This window comes from Candidatus Pseudomonas auctus (genome assembly GCF_048654275.1).
Classification (GTDB): Bacteria; Pseudomonadota; Gammaproteobacteria; order Pseudomonadales; family Pseudomonadaceae; genus Aquipseudomonas; species Aquipseudomonas pharyngis.
Map to the genome: position 1 here is coordinate 45,679 of NZ_JBJYZK010000001.1, position 23,228 is coordinate 68,906.

General features: G+C 64.6%; 5 protein-coding genes. All 5 read left to right on the plus strand.

Annotated features, from left to right (window positions below; translation table 11 throughout):
• Positions 1-124 precede the first annotated feature (124 nt).
• From ACKUG4_RS00205 to ACKUG4_RS00225, 5 genes are read left to right on the plus strand one after another with little or no spacing between them, the layout of a single operon-like run.
• Positions 125-9,130 carry a non-ribosomal peptide synthetase gene (locus ACKUG4_RS00205; protein ID WP_445433093.1) on the plus strand — a complete coding sequence of 3,002 codons (9,006 nt, stop codon included), beginning with the start codon at positions 125-127 and terminating at the stop codon, positions 9,128-9,130.
• Positions 9,127-13,239: a non-ribosomal peptide synthetase gene (locus tag ACKUG4_RS00210; RefSeq protein ID WP_445433094.1), complete on the plus strand. Its 4,113-nt coding sequence runs from the start codon at positions 9,127-9,129 to the stop codon at positions 13,237-13,239. Before ACKUG4_RS00205 ends, ACKUG4_RS00210 begins: the two co-directional genes overlap by 4 nt.
• Positions 13,236-22,334, plus strand: coding sequence for a hybrid non-ribosomal peptide synthetase/type I polyketide synthase (locus tag ACKUG4_RS00215; RefSeq protein ID WP_445433095.1), 9,099 nt, complete (start codon positions 13,236-13,238; stop codon positions 22,332-22,334). Before ACKUG4_RS00210 ends, ACKUG4_RS00215 begins: the two co-directional genes overlap by 4 nt.
• The gene (locus ACKUG4_RS00220) at positions 22,331-23,020 is read left to right on the plus strand and encodes a hypothetical protein (RefSeq protein ID WP_445433096.1); all 690 of its coding nucleotides are present in this window, start codon (positions 22,331-22,333) and stop codon (positions 23,018-23,020) included. Before ACKUG4_RS00215 ends, ACKUG4_RS00220 begins: the two co-directional genes overlap by 4 nt.
• On the plus strand, positions 23,013-23,219 hold the full coding sequence (locus tag ACKUG4_RS00225) for an MbtH family protein (protein ID WP_445433097.1): 207 nt from the start codon (positions 23,013-23,015) through the stop codon (positions 23,217-23,219). Before ACKUG4_RS00220 ends, ACKUG4_RS00225 begins: the two co-directional genes overlap by 8 nt.
• Positions 23,220-23,228: the final 9 nt, after the last annotated feature.

Genomic DNA, 23,228 nt, shown 5'->3' on the forward strand with positions numbered 1-23,228 from the left:
CGCGCCGCGCCATCCTCCTGAATTCGAATGACCGTGCCGGCATCTGATGCCGGGGCCTGACTGGCGGGGCATTTCTGTCCCGGCCTGATCACAAAAATAAAGTAGTCATGGACGGTAGCCTCCGATGCTCGATAACACTTCCTTGCGTGGGACGAATTCCGCGCAGCCCGACGTTTGCTCCTTGAAACCGTTCGATGCAGACCTGTGCGTGCACGGCCTGTTTGAGGCGCAGGTGCTGCGCAACCCCGAGGCCATCGCCGCACGCTGGCATCAGGAGGCGCTCAGTTATCGTGAACTGAACACCCGCGCCAATCGGTTGGCCCATCAGCTGCGCAAACTCGGGGTCGGGCCAGACGTGCGGGTCGGGCTGTGTCTGGAGCGTTCGCTGGAAATGCTGGTCGGCGTACTCGCGGTGCTCAAGGCCGGCGGCGCCTATGTGCCGCTGGACCCGGCATACCCGCAGGCTCGGCTGGCGCACATGCTGGCCGACAGCGCACCGCCGGTGGTACTGACCCACGGCCAGGCGCGCGGTGTTTTGCGGGCGGCGCTCCAACAGTCGGCGACCACCCCGACGCTGCTGGATCTGGCCGACGCCAGTGATTGGGCTTCGCTCCCGGCTGACAACCCCGACCCTCAGGCGATTGGCCTGACACCCCGTCACCTGGCTTACGTGATCTACACCTCCGGCTCCACCGGCATCCCGAAAGGCGTGATGGTCGAGCATCGCGGGCTGGTCGCCGTGAGCGCTGACTGGGCGCAACTCTATGAGTTGGGCGAGCCGATCAGCCACCTGCAAATGGCCGGTTTTTCCTTCGACGTGTTCAGCGCCGACCTGATCCGTGCACTGGGTTTTGGCGGCACGCTGGTGCTCTGCCCACGGGACACCCTGATGGACCCGCCGGCCCTGTATCGCCTGATGCATGACGCGCGCATCGGCTTTGCCGACTTCGTCCCGGCGCTGCTCAATCCACTGTTGGCGTGGGTCGAAGAGACCGGCCACGACCTGTCGTTCCTGCGCACCGTGGTCTGCGGCTCCGACATCTGGACCGCCCACAGCGCGCGGCAATTGCGCAGGCTTTGCGGTGATCGCGTGCAGATTGTCCAGGCCTACGGCGTGACCGAAGCGAGCATCGACAGCACCTGTTTCGAGCTCACCGAAAACAGCCAGATCGACCCAGTGCTGCCCATTGGCCGGGCACTGCCCAACACCCGGATTTACCTGCTCGACGTTGACGGCGCACCGGTTGCCGAGGGTGTCGCGGGCGAGTTGTACATCGGTGGCGTCGGCGTGGCGCGCGGTTATTTGAACCTGCCGCAACTGACCGCCGAGCGTTTCATCGACAGCCCGTTCGTGGCGGGCGAGCGTCTGTATCGCACCGGCGATCTGGCGCGTTACCGGGCCGACGGCCAACTGGAATTCCTTGGCCGCAACGATTCTCAGGCCAAATTGCGCGGCCTGCGTCTGGAGCTGGGGGAAATCGAAACCCGGTTGGCGGACATCCCGGGTGTGCGCGAAAGCGTGGTGTTGCTGCGCCAGGACAGTCCCGGTGAACCGCGATTGGTCGCTTACTACTGCGAAAAACCAGACTCAACGCTGAGCCCGCGCTCACTGCGCGAACAACTGCAAATCAGCCTGCCGGACTACATGGTGCCGACCGCTTTCGTGCGTCTCGATGCACTGCCGCTGACCGCCAACGGCAAGGTCGATCGCCCAAATCTGCCAGCGCCGTACGTCGAGGCGTTCGATCAGCAGGAATACCAGCCACCCCAAGGCTCGCTGGAAACCGCACTCGCCGCGATCTGGGCCGACGTGCTCGGCTTGGAGCGGGTCGGGCGTGAGGATCAGTTCTTCGCCCTCGGCGGTCACTCGCTGCTGGTGATGCGCGTGCTGGCGCAGGTTCGTCATGCGCTGGGGCTGGAAGTGGCGCCCTCGGCGCTGTTTGCCGCACCGGTTCTGGCGGCGTTCGCCGAACGGCTGCAAGCCAGTCAGGCGGCGGCTCGCCCGGCCATCACGGCCCTTGAACGCTCGGGCGCGCAAACGTTGTCGTCTGCTCAGCAGCGCCTATGGTTTCTGGCACAAATGGAGGGTGGCAACGCTGCCTATCACATGCCGTTGAACCTGCGTTTGCGCGGTTCGCTGGACGTGCCGGCACTGGAACGCAGCTTCAATCAACTGGTGGCGCGCCATGCGGCGTTACGCACGACGTTCATCGCCGTTGAAGGGGAAGGGCGGCAGTTGGTTTCGCCGCCTGCGCACAGTGTCCGGCTGACGGTGACTGACGTGCAGGGGCTCGATGCGCAAGAACGCCTGAGCCGCTTGATCGACGAGGAAGGCGCCAGACCCTTCGACCTGAGCCGGGGTCCGCTGATGCGGGTCAGCCTGCTGCGGCTGGCGGCGGATGACCATGTCTTGCTGCTGACCCAGCATCACATCATCTCTGACGGCTGGTCGATGGGCGTGCTCACCCGCGAGCTCGGTCAGCTGTACGCAGCGGCGTTGCAGGATCGCGACGATCCGCTGCCGCCCTTGCCGGTGCAGTACGTGGATTACGCGGTGTGGCAAAAGCAATGGCTGTCCGGCGACGTGCTTGAGCAGCAAAGCCGTTACTGGCGCGAAACCCTCAGCGGCGCGCCGGTGCTGCTGGAGTTGCCGACCGATCACAAGCGCCCGCCCGTGCAGAATTACCTCGGCGGCTTCGTCCCGCTGGTCTTCGACGCCGCCCTGACCGCACGCCTGAAAGCCCTGGGCATGCAGCAAGGCACCACGCTGTTCATGACTCTGCTGGCCGGTTTTTCACTGCTGCTGTCGCGTCTTTCCGGGCAAAGCGACGTGGTGATCGGCGTGCCATCGGCCAACCGCCCGCAGCAGGAACTGGAAGGGCTGATCGGTTTCTTCGTCAACACCCTCGCGCTGCGCATGACCCAATCGGGTACGCCGTCGGTGGCGCAATGGCTGCAACAGGCGCAGCGAGTGGCGCTGGAGGCTCAGGAACATCAGGACCTGCCGTTCGAGCAAGTGGTGGAATTGCTCAACCCGCCGCGCAGCCTGGCCCACAGTCCATTGTTCCAGGTGCTGTTTGCCTGGGAGCAGGATCAGGATTCCGACCTGCTGCTGTCCGGGCTCGACGTTACGCCGGTCGAGAGCAGCCACCACGTGGCCAAGTTCGATCTGCAACTGGCGCTCAGTGAGCGTGACGGGCAGATCGTCGGTGGCCTGGAATATGCCTCGGGGCTGTTCGAACGCGGCACCGTCGAGCAGTTCGGCGAGTACCTGCGCCGGGTGCTGACGCAGATGGTCGAGGACAGCGAGCAGTCGCTGGCCGCGATCAAGCTGCTGAACGCCGAGCAGCACCAGCAAATCGTTCATGACTGGAACCGCACCGCGCGGGATACCGTGTCGTTGCCCGGTTGCGTGGCGCGTTTTGAAACCCTTGCCCGGCAAACGCCCCACGCCGTGGCGCTGCTCGCCGACCGTGAGCAAATGAGTTACGGCGAACTGAATCGCGTGGCCAACCGCCTAGCGCATTACCTGATCGAACAAGGTGTCGGCCCCGAACATCGCGTCGGCCTGTGCCTGGAACGCTCGCCGCACATGGTCATCGGCCTGCTGGCGATCCTCAAGGCTGGCGCGGCGTACGTGCCGTTCGATCCGGCCTACCCGAGCGAGCGTCTGGCGTTCATGTTCAGCGATGCCGCGCCAAGCATGCTGCTGACCCAGTCGAGCCTGATGACCGGGCTGCCGGCCAACGAGGCGAAAATCTGCTGCCTGGACACCGACGCAGCGCAATGGGCACAACACCCGACGGATGATCCGCAAATCAAGGTGAGCCCGGAAAACCTCGGCTACGTGCTCTACACCTCCGGCTCCACCGGACGCCCGAAAGGCGTGGCCCACAACCGTCGCGCGTTGGACAACCTGATCGCCTGGCAACTCGAACAGGGCATCGCACCGCAGCGCGTCTTGCAATTCGCCTCGCTGAACTTCGACGTCTCGTTCCAGGAAATCTGCAGCACGCTCTGCCAGGGCGGCAGCCTGTTGCTGATGACTGAAGACAGCCGTAAGGACCTCGCCGCGCTGCGCCCGACCCTGGTGGCCGAAGGCGTGCAGCGGGCATTCCTGCCGTTCGCCGTGTTGCAGCAACTCGCCGGCCTGACCGAGGCCGATGCACCGATGCCGGCCGGTGGTTGCGAGATCATCACCGCCGGTGAAGCCCTGCAAATCAATGACGAGCTGCGCGGTTTTGTCCGTGGGCTCGGTGGCGCGCAACTGCACAATCAGTACGGGCCGACCGAAACCCATGTGGTCAGCCAGTTCAGCCTCGATTGCAACGAGGCCGAATCCTGGCCGGACGCGCCGCCCATCGGCCGTCCCATCGCCAACGCGCGGCTGTACGTGTTGGACGAATATCTGAATCCGGTGCCGGTCGGCGTGGCGGGTGAGTTGTACATCGCCGGCGCCTGCCTGGCCCGGGGCTACCTGAACCGCCCGGACCTGACCGCCGAACGCTTCCTGCCGGACCCGTTCAGCGCCGAGCCGGGCGCGCGGATGTACCGCAGCGGCGACCTCGCGACATTCCTGGCCGACGGCAACGTGCAGTACCTGGGACGCATCGACCAACAGGTGAAATTGCGCGGCTTCCGCATCGAACTCGGTGAGATCGACAGCCTGTTGCACCAACAACCCGGCGTGCAGGAAGCCGCCGTGTTGCTGCGCGAAGACGTGGCCGGGGACAAGCGTCTGGTGGCCTACGTGGTCGGCACCGCGACCAGCGAATTCCTGCGAGCCGAATTGCAACGCCAGTTGCCCGAACACATGATCCCGAGTGCCTGGGTTCGCCTGTCGCAATTGCCGCTGACCCGCAACGGCAAGCTCGACCGCCAGGCGTTGCCGGCACCGGAACGCAGCGCCGGGGCGACCTACGAGGCGCCGCGCAATGACACCGAACGGCAAATGGCCGAGATCTGGGCCGAAGTGCTCAAGTGCGAACGGGTTGGTATTCACGACAACTTCTTCGACCTCGGCGGCCACTCGCTGCTGGCGACGCGGATGATCTATGCGATCAACCAGCGCATGGGCGCGCAACTGTCCCTGAGCAGTCTGTTCCAGACTCCGGTGTTGCTGGATCTGGCGACGCAGGTGTCGCGTGAAGAGCAAAGCGTTGAACCGGCGTTCATTCAGATCGAACCGGATCGCGCTAATCGACATGAACCATTCCCCCTGACCGATATCCAGCAAGCCTACTGGTTCGGTCGCGAGGCCACGGTCAGCCTCGGCGGCGTCAGTGCCCACGGTTACGAAGAACTGCGCATTCCCGAGTTCGACGCCGAACGTTTCGAACAGGCTTTGAATCGCATGATCCAGCGCCACGACATGCTGCGCGTGGTGTTCCTCAGCGACGGCACCCAGCAAGTGCTGGCGCAGGTGCCGACCTACCATTTGCCGCGCAGCGACCTGCGCGGGTTGCCTGCCGATGTGGCGCAGCGCACGCTGGAAGCGACCCGCGAACGTCAGTCCCATCAGGTGCTGGACGCCAGTCGCTGGCCGCTGTTCGAGTTCAGCCTGTCGCTACTCGATGACGGCATCACTCATCTGCACATCAGCCTCGATGCGCTGATCGTCGACGCCGCGAGCACGCAGATTCTCGCCCGCGAACTGATGGCGTTCTACGTCGATCCGAACCTGGAGCTGGCGGAACCGGGCCTGACCTTCCGCGACTATGTGCTGGCTGAACAGCAACTGCGTAATGGCCGCCGCTACGAGCAGGCGCTGGGCTACTGGCGTGAGCGGGTGACCACGCTGGCCCCCGCGCCGGACCTGCCGCTGGTACGCCAGCCCGAAAGCATCGCCAACCCACACTTCACCCGCCGCGACCGCGACATGTCGGCGGCGCAGTGGACACAGCTCAAAGCCGTGGCCAAACAGTTTGCCGTGACGCCATCGGTGATGCTGCTGACCGCGTTCAGCGAAGTGCTGGCGCTGTGGAGTCGCACCCCACGTTTCACCCTGAGCCTGCCGCTGTTTAACCGCATGCCGTTGCACCCGGATGTCGATGAAATCATCGGCGACTTCACCTCGCTGGTGCTGCTGGAAGTCGGTATCGACGGTTCGCAGAGCTTCACCGACAAGGCTCGCGCGGTGCAGGCGCAACTGTGGCGCGACATCGACCATTCGGTGGTCAGCGGTGTGCGGGTACTGCGCGAATTGTCCCAGGCCCGGGGCGTGCAGCAGACGGCGATGCCGATCGTGTTCAACAGCACGCTCTCGGAAGCGGCGCCGGAACTGGCCGAATTCAACCTCGCCGACGCGTTGAACGCCCGGCACATGCACAGCATCACCCAGACCCCGCAAGTGTGGCTCGACCACACCTTGCTGGAGCTGGAAGGGCGCCTGCTGTTCAACTGGGACAGCATCGACGAACTGTTCCCGCAAGGCATGATCGAGCAGATGTTCGTCGCCTATAACACCCTGCTCGACAGCCTCTGCGAACCGGCAGCCTGGGGTGCAAACACGCCGCAACAGCTGCCGCAGGCACGCTTGCCGGCACCGGTCGACAATCAGCAAACGCTGCCATTGATGCACGAATTGTTCGAACGTCAGGCCCTCGCCACACCGGATGCCCTGGCGGTGATCGGTACGCGGCAACTGACGTACGCCCAGTTGCGCAATGAGGCTCGCCGACTCGGCGCCCGACTGCAAGCGCAGGGTGTGCTGCCGAACCGGTTGGTCGCCGTGGTGATGGAGCGCGGTTGGGAACAAGTGGTCGCTACCCTGGCGATCCTGTATGCCGGCGGCGCTTACCTGCCAATCGAACCGACCCAGCCAGCGGAGCGATTGCGGCATATTCTGGAACGGGCCGAGACAAGCCTGGCCCTGACCCAACCGGCGCTGCTCGACAAGATCGAATGGCCGGCGCAGGTGACGGCCATTGCCGTAACCGATGAAGTTTCAAACGATGGACTCCTGCAACCGGTGCAGGTGAGCGAAAGCGACCTTGCTTACGTGATCTACACCTCGGGCTCCACCGGCCAGCCGAAAGGCGTGGTGATCGACCATCGCGGCGCGGTCAACACTTTGCTCGACATCAATCGGCGCTTTGCCGTAGGCCCGACTGACCGGGTATTGGCGATCTCGTCGCTGAGCTTCGACCTGTCGGTCTATGACTTCTTCGGCACCCTCGCCGTGGGCGCGGCGGTGGTCATCCTCGAACCGCAACTGTCACTCGATCCGGCGCACTGGCTGGCGTTGATCGAACGTCATCGGGTCAGCCTGTGGAACTCGGTGCCGGCGCTGCTCGGCATGCTGGTCGAGTACGTAGAGGGCGAGGGCGGCACGTTGCCCGCCAGCCTGCGGGTGGCGATGCTGTCCGGTGACTGGATTCCATTGACTCTGCCCGAGCGGGTCTGGGCCTTGCAGCCGGATTTGCAACTGATCAGCCTGGGCGGTGCCACCGAAGCGTCGATCTGGTCGATCTGTTACCCGGTACAGCACGTCGACCCGACCTGGCGCAGCATTCCCTACGGCAAGGCCCTCGATCATCAGCGTTTCTACGTGCTGGATGAAGCGCTGCAAGTGCGCCCGACCTGGGTCGCGGGGCAGCTGTACATCGGCGGTATCGGCCTGGCGAAAGGTTACTGGCGCGATGAAAAACTCAGCGCCGGCAGTTTCTTCGATCATCCACTGACCGGCGAGCGGCTGTATCGCACGGGCGACCTGGGACGCTTGCTGCCGGACGGCAACATCGAATTCCTCGGTCGCGAAGACAATCAGGTCAAGGTCCAGGGCTATCGCATCGAGCTGGGCGAGATCGAAGCCGCGCTCAATCGCCATCCCGGCGTGCAGAGCGCGGTGGTGCGGATTCTGGGCAGCACGCTGGGTGAGAAGCGTCTGGCGGGTTATGTGCTGAAGGCCGACCCGGCGTTGCAGGCCAGCGATTTCAGCGCGTACCTGAGCGACAAACTGCCGGCCTACATGATTCCGCCGTCGTTCACCTTTGTTGAAGCGTGGCCGTTGTCGTCCAACGGCAAGGTCGACAAGAAACGCCTGCCGGAGCCGGAGCAAATCGAGGAGCAAGGACCGGCGCTGGAAGTCGACGGGCCGCAGGAACAGCGGCTGGTGGAGATCGTGCAGGACGTGCTCAAGCGCGAATCCATTGCCGCCAATGCCAACCTGCTGAACCTTGGCGCGACTTCGATCGATATCGTGCGGATCAGCAACGCCTTGTCCGGCGCCTTGCAGTTCCGCCCGCACGTGGCGCAATTGCTGGCCCAACCGACGCTGCTGCATCTGCTTGGCATGTACCGCCAGAACCGAGCGCGGCAGGATCTGCTCGGCAACGTGCAGCAGGCCCCGGAGCCCGTGCAGGACATCATCGAAGATCCCCAGCAGCGGGCGCAGTTCAAGGCTGAACAGCGCGGACGCCGCGACTTCGCTCAGACCCTGCCGGCGCTGGCGCTGGACCTGCCGCAAGACCCGGCCTTCGCCCGGCGTTTGAGCGATTACCGCTCGGTGCGTCAATACGATCGGCAACCGATCGCCATCCAGGCCTTCGCGCACGTACTGGCAGCGCTGGCCCAGGGGCAACTCGACGGCGAAGTGAAATACCAGTTCCCGTCGGCGGGCGGCCTGTACCCGATTCAGGCGTACCTTTACATCAAGCCGGATCGCGTGCTCGGCGTCCCCGGCGGCGCGTATTACTACGATCCCCGCCAGCATCGTTTGCTGGCGCTCCAGAGCGGATTGCTCGACCCGGACACCTACGACTATTTCGTCAACCGTCCGGTGTACGAGAACGCCGCGTTCTCGCTGTTTTTCATCGCCGACATGGCGGCGATTCGCCCGCTGTATGGCGAGCGCAGCCGCGACTTCTGCCACATCGAAAGCGGCGCCATGGCCCAGTTGCTGAGCATGACTGCCGTCGAGCACGGTCTGGGCCTTTGCGGTATCGGCTCGGTCGAGGAGCAGCAACTGACGACGCTGTTCGATCTCGGGCCGAGCCATGAATTGATCTACTCGATGATCGGCGGTCTGCGCACGGCCGATGAACAACACCGCGCGCCAGTCGAGGTGTTTGCCAGCGAGCCTGCGACCGCCAGCCTGGACGATGAAGACATGGAGGAGTTCGAAGTATGAATGCCGATCAATTGCTGGCGTTGTTCGCTCGCCATGGCGTGGTGCTCGAGGTGGACGGTGACAGGCTGCGCTGCAAGGCGCCGCGCGGGTTTCTCACCGAAGAACTGACCCTGGCGCTCAAACGTCACAAACAGGAACTGATCGCCTTGCTCGGCGGGCACGATGACGCGGTGATTCCGCCCCGCGCCGGCGCGCACGCGTCATGGCCATTGTCGTTCTCGCAACGGCAACTGTGGTTTCTCGATCAACTGGAACCCGGCAACCCGTTCTACAACGTGCCCACCGCTGTGACGCTGAAGGGCCGATTGGATGTCGCGCAACTGGAGCGGGCGATGAACCAACTGGTGGCCCGCCACGAAATCCTGCGCACGACGTTTCGCAGCGTCGACGGCGAACCGCGTCAGGTGGTGCACCCGTCGATGCCGCTGTCGTTGTCGGTGACGGATCTGCGCCAATTGCCTGCCGACGAGCGCGAGCAGCAAGTGCGATTCGCCGTCGAGCAGGATGCCCGGGCGCCATTCGATCTTGCCAGCGGGCCGCTGCTGCGGGCGTCGTTGCTGCGCGTGGCCGACGATGAATACCTGTGGCTTTACAGCGTGCATCACATCATCGCCGACGGCTGGTCGATGGGCGTGATCCTGCACGAAGTCGCCACGCTGTACGGCGATTATCTGCGTGGCGAAACCCCGACGCTTGCGCCGTTGCCGGTGCAATACGCTGACTACGCCTGTTGGCAGCAACAGCGCATCGGCGGTGCGGCGCTGGACGCTCAGCTCGATTACTGGCGCCGTAAACTGGACGACGCGCCGCTGTTGTCGACCTTACCCGCCGACCGGCCGCGACCGTTGGTGCAGCGCTATGTCGGGGCCACGTTCAGTTCCTCGGTCGATGGCGGCACCTTGCGCGAACTCACGGCGTTGGGCCGGCAAACTCAGGGCACGCTGTTTAACGTGCTGCTCGGTGCTTTGGCGGTGCTGCTGTGGCGCCACAGCGGTCAGCAGGATCTGTGCATCGGCACGCCGTTCGCCAACCGCAATCGCCCGGAAGTCGAGCCGCTGATCGGCCATTTCGTCAACACCCTGGTGCTGCGTCAGCGCCTGAGTCCACAGCAGACCTTCGCCGAGCTGCTGCGCGACGTGCGTGGGCAAATGCTCGACGTCCACGCTCATCAGGATGTGCCGTTCGACCGCGTGGTCGAGGCAGTCAACCCGCCGCGCGATCCCGGTCATTCGCCGTTGTTCCAGGTGATGCTGGTGCTGCAGAACACCCCGGGCAACGCAGTGCAGATGCCTGGCCTGGAACTGGCGCCGTACGGCACCAGCAGTGCCACGGCCAAGTTCGATCTGGCATTCGAATGGGTCGAGCGGGATGGGCGGCTGGACCTGCTGGTGGAATACAACACCGACCTCTACGACATCGCAACCATCGAGCGCCTGAGCGGGCACTACCGTCACTTGCTCGAACAGATCGCCGCCGACGCCAAGCAACCGATCAATGCCTTGCCATTGATGAACGAGGCTGAGCGTCAGCAGGTGCTGGTCGATTTCAACCGCACCGCGCCGCTGACGCAAACGGCGCCCTGCGTGCATCAACTGGTTGAAGCGCAGGCCGCGAGCAACCCTCAGGCCTGCGCAGTGGTCTTCGAGGGCGAATCCCTGAGCTACGCCGAGCTCAATGCCCAGGCCAATCGGCTGGCGCGGCACTTGCGCACCTTGGGCGTTGGCCCGGACGTGCGCGTGGCGGTGTGCATCGAGCGCTCGCTGGAGTTGCCGGTGGCGCTGCTGGCGGTGCTCAAGGCCGGCGGCGCTTACGTGCCGCTGGATCCGGATTATCCGCTGGGGCGCCTGAGTCATATGCTCGGCGACAGCACGCCGGCGGTGCTGCTGACCCTCGGCTCGGCGCACGGGATTTTGCGCCAAGCCGTGCAAGGCTCGACCTGGGAAGCGCCGATCCTCGACCTCGAACAAGATGCCGCGAGCTGGGCGTCGTTGGCGGCGGACAATCTTGATCCGCGCCATGTCGGCGTCACCCCGGACCATCTCGCCTACGTGATCTACACCTCCGGCACCACCGGGTTGCCCAAGGGCGCGATGGTCGCCCACCGTGGCTTGAGCAATCTGCTGCTGTGGTGTTTGCAGGTCTGCGGCGAAGCAGGGGCGATGCTGCACAAGATCCCGTTCGGTTTCGATGCTTCGGCCTGGGAGACCTTCTGGCCGTTGGCAACCGGCGGGCGATTGGTTATTGCGCGACCCGGCGGGCATTACGAACCGGCGTATCTGGCCCGCGAGGTGCGCGAACGGAAGGTCACGGCGCTGGTGTTCGTGCCGGCGATGTTGCAGCTGTTTCTGGAAGTCGACGAGGTCAGTCAGTGTGCGTCGCTGACCCATGTGTTCAGCGGCGGCGGTGAGCTGCCGCCAGCCCTGGCCCGGCGCTTTCAGGAGCGACTGCCCCATGCGCGGCTGCACAACGTCTACGGTCCGACCGAAACCACGGTGATCAACAGCATCTGGACCCTGGAGCCTGGCGCCGAGGTGCCGACCCGGCAACTGCCGATCGGTCGGCCGATTGCCAACAACCGTTTTTACGTGCTCGATGACCGCGACCAGCCGGTGCCGGTGGGCGTGACCGGGCATCTGCATATTGGCGGCGTCGGCGTCGCTCGGGGTTATCTGGGATTGGCGCAGCTCAGTGCCGAGCGCTTTATCGACAACCCGTTCGTGTCAGGTGATCGGCTCTATCGCAGCGGCGATCTGGCGCGTTATCGCCCGGACGGTCAGCTGGAATTTCTGGGTCGCAACGACTTTCAGGTCAAGTTGCGCGGTGTGCGCCTGGAACTGGGCGAGATCGAGGCCCGGCTCGAAGCGTTTCCCGGTATCCGCAGCGCCGTGGTGTTAATGGTCGGCGAAGTAGCGCAGGACCAGCGGCTGGTGGCCTGTTGCGTAGTAGCCGAGACCGTGGACGAAGCCGCAGTGCACGCCCATTTGGCGACAACCCTGCCCAGAGCCGTAATCCCCGGCAGCTACCTGTGGCTCGACGCCTTGCCGCTGACCGCCAACGGCAAAGTCGACCGTGCCGCGCTGACAGCATTGGCGGATGAAGAGATGACCAACCGCCAGGTCAACCTGAGCAGCCCGCGCGATCACATCGAACTGGCGCTGTACCAGATCTGGAAAAGCCTGTTGCTGGCGCCGCAGATCGGCATTCGTGACAACTTCTTCAACGTCGGCGGCACCTCGATCGCCGCGATCAAGATGGCTCATGAAATCAGCCAGCAGTTCGCGGTCGAAGTGCCGGTGCGCGTGGTGCTCAGCTACCCGACCATCGAGGCGCTGGGCGGCTGGCTGCGGGTCGGGGCGAATCCGGCGCTGGCCCAGAGCAACCTGATCGAATTCCGTCGCGGCAGCGGCCAGCACAACGTGGTGTGCATTCACCCGGCGGGCGGCACGGCGTTCTGTTACCTGTCGCTGGCCAAGGTCCTGCCGGATGAAACCGGCGTCTATGGGGTGCAATCGCCGGGGCTGAATCCGGGGGAGAGCACCGAGCCGACGGTCGAGGCGATGGCCGAGGCTTACTTGCGCCAGATCGAACCGCTGACGGAGCAACCGCTGATCCTCACCGGACTGTCGTTCGGCGGCCTGGTGGCCTATGAAATGGCGCGGCGGTTGACGGCGGCGGGACATCGTCAGGTAACGGTGGTGCTGCTCGACACCCAAGGCAGTGACGACCCCGGTTTCCGCGAGCAGATCGGCACCGTGGACATGGCCGAGTTTCGCGACAAGCTGGTGCGTTTCAACGGCATGTACCCCGGCATCGAAGACGCCCAGGTCGAACGCTACTTCAACATCTACAACCACAACCGTCTGGCCATGGCTGCCTATGAATGCGCGCCGCGCGCTGGCCGCGTGGTGCTGATCCAGGCGCGGGAAGATTTCAGTCGCCATCAGTTGCATGAACTGCGTGGCTTCTGGCGTCGCCGCGCGGGCAGCGGCTATCTGGCGAAACTGGTCAGCGGCGGGCACTGGGACATGCTTGAAAGCGCGGAAATCCACCGGGTCTCGCAAATCATCCGTCGGGAGCTGCAACGCTTCGACGCGCAGGAGGCGAAATGATGAGTGCGTCCAATGACAGGCCATTGCTCGCGCGTTTTGCCGAGCAAGTGGCGGGTAATCCGCAAGCCCCGGCGGTGATCGATCAATCGGTCACGCTGACTTACGCCGAACTGGCCAGCGCCAGCGAACGCATCGCCCGAGGGTTGCTGGCGCGCGGCGTCGAGCCTGGTCAGTCGCTGGCGTTGTGCATGCCGCGCTGCTGGCAGTGGCTGGCAGCGATTATCGGCGCCCTGAAAGTCGGCGCGGTGGTGGTGCCGCTGGATCGCGCCAGCCCACGCAAACGTCGGGAGTTGATGCTGGCGGATGCGGCGTGTGTCGGCCTGATTACCCTGGATGAAGAGCCGCTGTGGTCGCCGTCACTGTGGCAAACCAGTGTCGAGGCCTTGCTCGATCAGCCGGACGCTCCGCCGCAAACACTGGCCGAAGACTTCGCCGAGGTGATGTTCCTGTTCTACACCTCGGGCACCACCGGCACGCCAAAAGCAGTCGAGGTGGGCGAGCGCGGCCTGCTGCGTCTGGCGCACACCGACGGCTATATCGAGATTCGCCCGACGGACCGGTTTGCCTGCCTGTCCAACCCTGCGTTCGATGCGTGCAGTTTCGAACTGTGGGCGCCGCTGCTCAACGGCGGCTGCTGCGTGATGATCGCCGACGAGGACGTGCTGGATGCGCGTCGAATGGCCGAGGTGCTGGAGCGCACGCAGGTCGACAACCTGTTCATGACGGTGTCGCTGTTCAACACGTTGATTGCCGAGTGGCCGTCGTGCTTTTCCAGCGTGCGTCAGGTGCTGATTGGCGGTGAGCAGATCAGCGCTGCCGCCGTGCGCGGCTGGTATCGGGCCAATCCTGAGAGCCGCTGCCGGATCTTCAACGCCTACGGCCCCACCGAATGCACCACGTTTGCCCTGTGCTGGCCGATCAGCCGCGATTTTGCCGGTGACTCGGCGCCCATTGGCCGACCGTTGCCGGATACCGGCGTGCAGGTGCTGGATGAGCAGCAACGCCCGGTGCCGGCGGGCGAGGTCGGCGAGCTGTATTTGAGTGGCAGCGGTGTCGCCCGTGGCTACCGCAACCGGCGCGAAGAAACTGCTCGCCAGTTCGTCCGTTTGCTCTTCCTCGACGGTGGCGCGCAGGTGCATTACCGCACCGGTGATCTGGTGCGACGCAATGCCGAAGGCTTGATCGAGTACCTGGGGCGGGTCGACCGGCAGGTGAAGATTCGTGGCTTCCGGATCGAGCCGGGGGAGGTGGAGCAACGGATGCTGGAGTATCCGGGCGTGGCGCAGGTGTACGTCTGCACCCGGCGGCAGGCGGCAGAAGACCATCAGTTGCTGGCGTTCATCGTGCCTCGCGGGGATCTGGACTATCAGGAATTCGAAAACCATCTGCGGGCACAACTGGCGCCGTATATGCGGCCGCACCAGTTGTTTCTGCTGGAGCGCCTGCCGCTGACGGCCAATGGCAAGATTGATCGTGATGGCTTGCTGGCCCAAGGGTTGAGTCCGTGGCATCCAGTCCTGGCGGCTACGGATAACGAAAACGCTTCACCGGCGCTGGACTGGTTGCTGAGTCAGGCCCGCTCGCTGCTCGGCCAACCGGCCCTGAGCGCGCAGGACGACTGGCTGGGCAGTGGCGGCGATTCGCTCAAGGCGCTGCGCCTGCGTTCGGCGATCCGTGTCCACTGGCAGCGAGAGATCGCCATCGATACGTTGCTCAACGAGCCTTTCTCGTCATTGGCCGCACAACTGAGCGGTGAGACGAACCGCGAGTCGATTTACCCACCCGCGCCTCCGATCAGCAGCGCCAAACGCCTGCCGGCGACCGCCGAACAGCGCCGGCTGTGGCTGTTGCAACAACGCTCGCCGACCTCGACCGCCTACAGCGTGCCGCTGATTCTGCATCTGGCGGCAGGTGTCGAAGTTGCGGCACTGGCCGAGGCTTTGGGGCGTCTGGTGCAGCGTCATCCGGGGTTGCGCACGGCATTCGTGGCGGGTGCCGATGGACTGGATCAGGTAATCGCCGAGCAGGGTTCGACCTGTCGCACCTTCGCGGTCGGGCATTTCACCGAGAACAACTGGCAGGCCTTCGCCGAGCTGGTGTTCGCCGCGCCGTTCGACCTGACCACACCCAACCTGTTTCAGGCCTGGCTGTTGCCGTTCGCCGATGGCAGCTGCCGGCTGTTGCTGAACCTGCATCACATCATCGTCGATGGCTGGTCGGTGAACCTGTTGTTCGATGACCTGACGCAGCTTTACGCCGATGCCCTGCAAGGCCGCGACAGCCTGCAACCGGCCGCCCGATTGACGACGCTGGAGTTTGGCCAGTGGCAGCGTCAGTGGAGCGTCGATCCGCATTATCGCGACCAGCGCCGCGCCCTCGCCGAGTTGCATCGCCGTCAGGAAGAGCCGTCGCCTGCATTGATGCCAATGCGCGAAATCAGCCCCGACGCCCGGTTGCACCGCGAACCCTTGGGCACCCTGCGCAGTGCGGCTCTTGAGCGCTTTTGCACCCAACAACGGCTGACCCGTTTCGAAGTGCTGTTCAGCGTCTTCGCCTGGAGCCTGTACGCCCTGACCGGGTGCGAGCGGCCACGGATCGCCAGCCCGGTGGCCAACCGGCCGCTGGCGGAGTTCGAAGACACCGTCGGCATGTTTGCCAACACCGTGCTGATCCCCACTGCCGTTGAAAACCCATTGACCCTGAGCGTGCAGTTACGCAAACAGACCGCCACCGTGCGCGAGGTACTGGCGTTGCAGGACGTGGCGCTGGCGGATCTGGTGGAAGACCTGCGGCTGTCGTCGAGCCCCTCGTTGTTCGACTTCATGTTCGTGCTGGAAAACACTGACTACGCCGCACTGGCCGACTCAAACCTGCGCGCCACGCTGGCATTCAACGAGCAGTTACATGCCAAGTGCCCGTTGACGTTGTTGATGGTTGGGAGCGGGTCGCAGCTGGAATGCTGGTGGGAATATCAGTGCAGCTATTTTGATGCCGAACAGATGCGGGCGGTGAACGCGTTGTTCCGCCGAGGGCTGGACCTGTTGCTGGAAAGCCCGGCGGCCAACCTCGAAGATTTGCTCGGTCCGTATCGACGCAGCCTGCCACCCGCCAGCGAAGGTCCGCAGATTGCGCTGCCGTTCAACACACTGGCGGACGGGTTCGAGCATCAAGTGCACTGCACACCGGAGGCGGTCGCGCTGGTTCAAGGCCAGCAGCGCCTCAGCTACAGCGAGCTGAATGCGCTGGCCGATGCTCTGGCGGCAAACCTGATCGAGCGCCATCCGTTGCCGGCCGGGAACGCGCCGTTGCATGTCGTGCTGTTCCTCGATGCCTCGGTGGAGCACATTGTCGCCTTGCTGGCCCTGGCCAAACTCAACCTGACCGCCGTGCCGCTGGATCCCGCCTACCCGGTGGCCATCCAGCGTCAGGTGCTGGAGCAGGCGCAGCCGCTTTGTGTGCTGTTCAGCGACGCGACCAAGGCTGCACTGGATGACCTGAACGCCGGACGATTCGCCACCCATCGGGTTGATCTGCGCGCCGATGCCGGAACGTTCGAGCGTCCACGCCACGCTGGCGAACGGCCGTTGTACACGCTGTTCACTTCCGGATCGACGGGCACGCCCAAAGGGGTGCAAGTGTCGGAACGCACCCTGTGCAACCTGCTGCAATGGCAGCGCACCGAAGGGCAGTTACCGGCGAAAGCGGTGACCCTGCAGTTCTCGATGCTGTCGTTCGATGTGTCGTTCCAGGAGATTTTCAGCACCCTGTGCGGCGGCGGTTGTTATCACCTGATCACGCCGCGCTGGCGTCAGGATGCCGAGGCGTTGCTGGATTACATGGTCGAGGCGCGGATCGAGCGCCTGTTCCTGCCGTACGTGGCCTTGCAGCATCTGGCGCAAACCGCGGTGGCCCGGGGCATTTACCCGTCGGCGTTGCGCGAGGTGATCACGGCCGGCGAGCAATTGCTCTGCACCGATGCGCTGCGCAACTGGTTCGGCGGCATGCCGCACGCGTCGCTGTTCAACCACTATGGCCCGACCGAAACCCACGTGGTCAGCGCCTTGCGCCTGCCGCCCGTGGCGCGGGACTGGCCGTTGCGCGCGCCGATCGGCCATGCCGTCGGCAATGCGCGGTTGCTGCTGGTCGATGAGCACGACCGCCCGGTGCCGATCGGCAGTCGCGGCTATCTGCTGGTGGCCGGGCCGATGGTTGCCCGCTGTTATCTGGCCGATCCTGCCCTGAACGCCGCGCGGTTTGTCGAGGTGGCAGACGACTGTTTGTACTACCGCACCGGCGATCTGGCGTGGGCCGATGCCCAAGGCTGCCTGCATTACCTGGGGCGTGACGATCAGCAGATCAAACTCAGCGGCCATCGTCTGGAACTGGGGCAGATCGAGGCGGCGCTGATGCAGGTGCCGGAAGTGGTCAACGCGGTGGTGGCGGTGCAGGCCGATCCGCCCCGATTGATCGCCTGGCTGCAACTCGAAGGCGAACCTCCGACGTCGCAAGCGCTGGATCGTCAGGTCGCGCAGCTGCTGCCGGCCCATGTGCGGATTGATGAATACCGGCGGATCGACCTCTGGCCACGCACCCCCAGCGGCAAGATCGACCGCAAGGCCTTGCCGAATCTGGGCGAGGCGCTGGAGCGGCGCAGCACGCCACAACCGGTTGTTCAATTGAGTGCGCTGGAGCGGCAACTGAGCGAGTTGTTCCAGGCCGTGATCGGTCGGGACATCGAGCCGGAGCAGACCTTCTTCGAGGCCGGCGCCACAAGCCTCGGCCTGATGCGTTTGCACGGCCGTTACGCCAAAGAGTTGCCGCACAAGGTGACGATGGCCGATCTGTTCGAACACGTCACGGTGCGGCGTCTGGCGGCGCATCTGTCGACCGCGCCAGTGGCAGCGGTGCAGCAGGTACGGCAAACCGATGCTGGTCATCAGCCGATGGCGATCATCGGCATGGCGGTCAATGTGGCCGGGGCACAGAACCTGTCCGAGTTCTGGGCCATGGTGCAAGGCAATGAGCTGGGCATCGAACACTTTGCTGCCGAAGAAGGCTTGGTCGGTGCCCGCAGCCAACTGGCGGGCATGCTCGATTTCGATCCCGAGTACTTCGGCATCAGCCGCCAGGAAGCGCGCCTGATGGACCCGCAACAGCGGCATCTGCTGATGGCCTGCGTACAGGCCCTGCAACACGCGGCCATCGTCCCTTCGGCGGACGGTCCGCGCATCGGTCTGATCGCCAGTTGCGGCGAAACCACGTACTTCCAGCAAATGCTGCGCGAAACCGCCGACGACGATTTGCCGGACGGCTTCCAGCTGGCGCTGCACCACGACAAGGATTTTCTGGCGACCAAAGCCGCGTATCACCTGGACCTCAACGGCCCGGCCCTGAGCGTGCAGGCCGCTTGCGGCAGTTCGCTGATCGCCGTGCACCTGGCCAGTTCGATGCTGCGTCAGGGCGACAGCGACGTGATGCTCGCGGCCGGGGTGCTGATCGACCCGACCCTGACCGAGGGCTATCGGCATCGCTCGCAGCACATCTTTTCCGCCGATGGTCTGTGTCGTCCATTCAGCGATGACGCCAGCGGCACCCTCGGCGCCAGTGGCTACGGCGTGGTGGTGCTCAAGCCGCTGGCCAAGGCGCGGGCCGATGGTGACCGGATCTATGCGTTGGTCGAGGGCTCGGCGTTGAACAACGATGGCCGGGCCAAGATGAGTTACACCGCGCCGTCGGTGGCGGGGCAGAGCGCGGTCATCCGCGATGCCTTGAACCGGGCCGGATTGACCGGTGCCGACATCGGCTACATCGAGGCCCACGGCACCGGCACCTTGCTGGGCGATCCGATCGAAGTCGCGGCGTTGACCAAGGCTTTCGGCGATGCGCCGGCCGGCCAATGCGCGCTGGCTTCGGTAAAAAGCCAGATCGGTCATCTGGGCGCGGCGGCGGGGGTAGTCGGGCTGATTCGCGCCAGCCTCGCGGTGTTCCATGGCGTGTTGCCGCCGAACCTCGGTTTTGGCCGGATCAACCCGCAGATCGATCTGGAACATTCACCGTTCTACGTGCCGACCACGTCCCGGCCATGGCCGGAGGGGCGGCGGCGACTGGCCGGTGTCAGCAGTTTCGGGATTGGCGGGACCAATGCGCATGTCATCGTCGGTGCTGCGCCAGTTTCGCAGGAAGGGGTCGAGGAAACATTGCCGCTGCTGATGATCTCGGCCCATAGCCGGGCGGAGTTGCTGCGCGATATCGCGGCGATTCGCGAATACCTGCACGCGAACCCGGAACAGCAGACTGCGTTGCTGCGGCACTTGCAGTCAGGTCGCCGGCAACTGCGCTGGCGCTTCGCAATGGTTTGTGGGACGGGTGAGGCCATTCCATTGCAGCCGACAGCGATCAAGGAAGTCACGCTCTCAAGCGCGCAGGTGATCGCCCGTGATCAATCGGCGCAGGAGCTGCTGGACGCCTGGTACGAAGGCGCGAATATCCAGTGGCCGCAGCGCTCGGCACCGCCGCCTTGGGATTTGCCGCCGTCGTCGTTCGATCTTCAGCCGTATCGTTTCCAGACGCCTGTAGCTGCTGAACCTGAAGCGCCAACCCTTGCGCGGCAACCGCTGGCGGACTGGTTCCACCAGCGCCAGTGGGTGCGCACCCGGCGATTGAGCGCAACAGCGACGGCGGAATCCCGTGAGGTGCTGATTCTGTGCAGCCATGAAGCGCCGGAATCGACGTTGCTGGCGAGCCTGAACACTGTGTACCGACGCGTCATTCACGTGCGCACCGGCAATGGCTTCAAGCGCTTGAGCGCGGACCGTTTCGAGCTTGATCCGCTGGACATCGAAGCCCTGAACCGCTTGCTCGCCGAGGTCGCAGAACCTGAACTCGGCGAACTCGACTGGCTGCATGCCTTGCCGCTGGCGGTGTCGGGCGCGGTCAACGAGCAATCGCTGGACCTGGCGCAGTGGGCCTGTCTGGACACGGTCAGTGCGCTGATGCAGGCCTGGGGGCAAACACCGCGCACGACCCGTCTGCGCTTGTGGTTGATGTCATGGCAGGCATGCCCGGTAGACGGCGAGGTTCAGCGCCCCGAACTGGCAGCGCTGGCCGGCATCACCGAAGTGGTGCCGCAGGAATACCCGGTGCGTTGCCACTGGCTGGATTTGCCGTCGTCACCACTTGAAACGCACGCCGGCGAGTTGGCAGCGCTGCTTGGCGATCCGTCTTCACTGCCTCGGCGAATGGCGGTGCGCGATGGTTACCTGTGGCAGCCACGCTTGATGCCTCAGCCATTGACCGGCCCAGCAACGACATCAGGGCTTCTGCCGGAAGACGGTACGTTCCTGGTGCTGGGCGGCAGCGGCGGCATCGGCCGGACCTTGTGCGAACACCTGCTGCAGGCGCCTGCACGCCGGATGGTGCTGCTCTCGCGTCAGGGGCAACTGCCGGCGTCTCTGGCGGCTTACGCTTCGCGGATCGACTGCATCAAAGCGGACATCGCCGACCTGCCGCGCTGGCCGCAGGTACTCGATCAACTGGCCGTTCGTTACGGTCGTCTGAGCGGGGTGATTCATGCGGCAGGCGTCGGTGCAGGCAGTCTGATTCGCCACCGTGATCCTCGGCAAATGGCCGAGACCATGGCCGCCAAGACTCGCGGCATGCTGGCGGTCGAGGCGTTGATCGAGCACCTGACACCGGGTTTTGTCCTGTACTGCTCGTCGATGTCGGCACTGTTCGGCGGCGCGGGGCATCTGGATTACGCGGCGGCCAGCGGGGTACTCGACGGCTTCACCCACTATCGCCCGAACCCCGCCGACACTTGCTTGCGACTGGGGATCAACTGGGACATCTGGCGCGACATCGGCATGGCCACCACCAGCAACGGTGGGGACGCCGCGCACCTGGAGCATCTGACGGTTGGCCTGTCGTCGGAAGAGGGCTGTCGGGTGTTCGATCTGGCGATGGCGACGCAGTTGCCGCAGCTGCTGATCTCCACCACCGGCATCGACACGGCGCGGCGGTTTTATCCGGTTCGCCATGGTGCCGTGGCCGCAGCGGTCGAAGCGCCGAAGGGCGTGGATCTGTCGGCGCGCCTGCGTGAGTGCCTGTGCAAGTGGCTCGGTGTGGCCGAGCTGGAAGATGACGATTCGCTGTACGACCTGGGCGCGGACTCGCTGACGCTGCTCGACCTGATCGACGAGCTGCAAGCGGTCACTGGCGAGGTATTCCAGCTGTCGCAATTCAGCCACAAGGTCAGCCTGAGCGAGGTGCTGGGGCTGGTCTCGACCGCCACGGTTGAAGAGGCGCCCGGTGTAATACAGCAGGGCTGGCACGACGCGGTGCGGATCGATCAATGGCATGCCGGAGCCGGGCGTGACTGGCTGTACCTGATCCACCCGGTGGGCGGCGATGTTCAGGCCTACCGGGACCTGGTGTCGGCATTGCCGGCGGAACTGGGCGTGTGCGTGATCGCCGACCCGGCGCTGCGTGTACCGCAGTTGCCGAACGTCAGCGTGGAAGAACGTGCAAGTGGGTATCTGGAGGCGATCAAGGTCCATCTTCCGTACGGCTGCACTTGGCGTCTGGCCGGCTGGTCGTTCGGCGCATGGGTGGCGCAGGCGCTGTGTCATCAGGCCCAGGTCGACGGCTTCAGGCAGCCGTTGTTGTACCTGATCGACCCGCCCGCGCCGGATGCCGGTGCGCAACTGGCCGGCATCGACGAGCAGACCATCGAGCAGGTGTTCCAGCGCGAGTTTGCCCAGCGCTGGCCGGCGGTCGAAGGGCAGGGCATGGGCGAAGAACGCCAAGCGTATCTGCAGCGGCTGACGGTGTGCTGCCGCAACAACATGACCAGCATGATCGACTTCCAGCCGCCAGCATTGGCGACCACAGCGGTGCGGTTGTTCATCGCCGGGCACGCCAATCCTTACGGGCTGGGCAATGCCTGGAATCCGGATGACCTGCAACGCAACTGGCAGGCCTTGCTGCCGCAGTTGCGCAGCTGGCAAACCCTGGACACCGATCACTACGGCATTGTGGCGGGCCGCTGGGCGCGGTTGCTGGCCGAGGTGATCGGTACGGATGAGCCGGCGCCATGAATGAACCGATCTCGATGCCGCGATGGCTGCTGAATTTAGTGCAAGTGCTGTGCGAAACCGGACAGGCCGACGACCTGCGCAAGCGGATAGACAATGGCGAGGGTCCCGTGCCGTTGCGGCTGTTTCATCTCTGGCAGGCCGACGTGATTCTGCCGATGCTCGGCGAAGCCTTGCCGGAACATCGACAGGCGCTGCTCGCGTTGCAAAGCCTGCATCAGCGGGCGGCACTCGGCGTGCTCGGGCGTCAGGGCGAATGGCGGGCCGCGCTCAAACCGGTGTTGCTGGCGCTGTATCGCAAGGCCTACGCCTACGACGCGGCGTACGCCAAGGCCCACGCCAGTGCGATGACCTACGGCCTCGCACCGGCCAACAGCGCCATGATTGTCGAGCACTTCGGCGATGCCGAGGCGTTCGCCGAGTACTACGCGCAACTCAATACCGAGGCCGCCGCCACCGCGTTTGCCCAGGCTCATGCCAGCGCCAATGCCGAGGTGTCGGCCCGGGCTTTCGCGGACGACGATGCAGACACCTGCGCTCAGGTCTGCGGGGCGTCCGTGCGGGTTTACGTCGGGGCCTGTGCTTCGAGCGACGAACAGCGACATGCCGCACTCAACCATCTCGCCGCCGGGCTCGAGCGAAGCCTGGCCACGCTGCAATCCCGTTCAACAGGAGAACGACATGAATGACGCACACCTGCAATTCGATGTGGTGATCAACGCTCAGGGCCAGTATTCCCTGTGGCCGGCGGGCAAGCCGATGGCCAGCGGCTGGAGCGAGGCGGGGATGCGCGGCGAACGCCAAATCTGTCTGGATTACATCAACGAACACTGGATCGACATGCGCCCGCGCTCGCTGCGTGAGCAGTCATCGGTGTCGTTCCAATAAAAAAAGGTA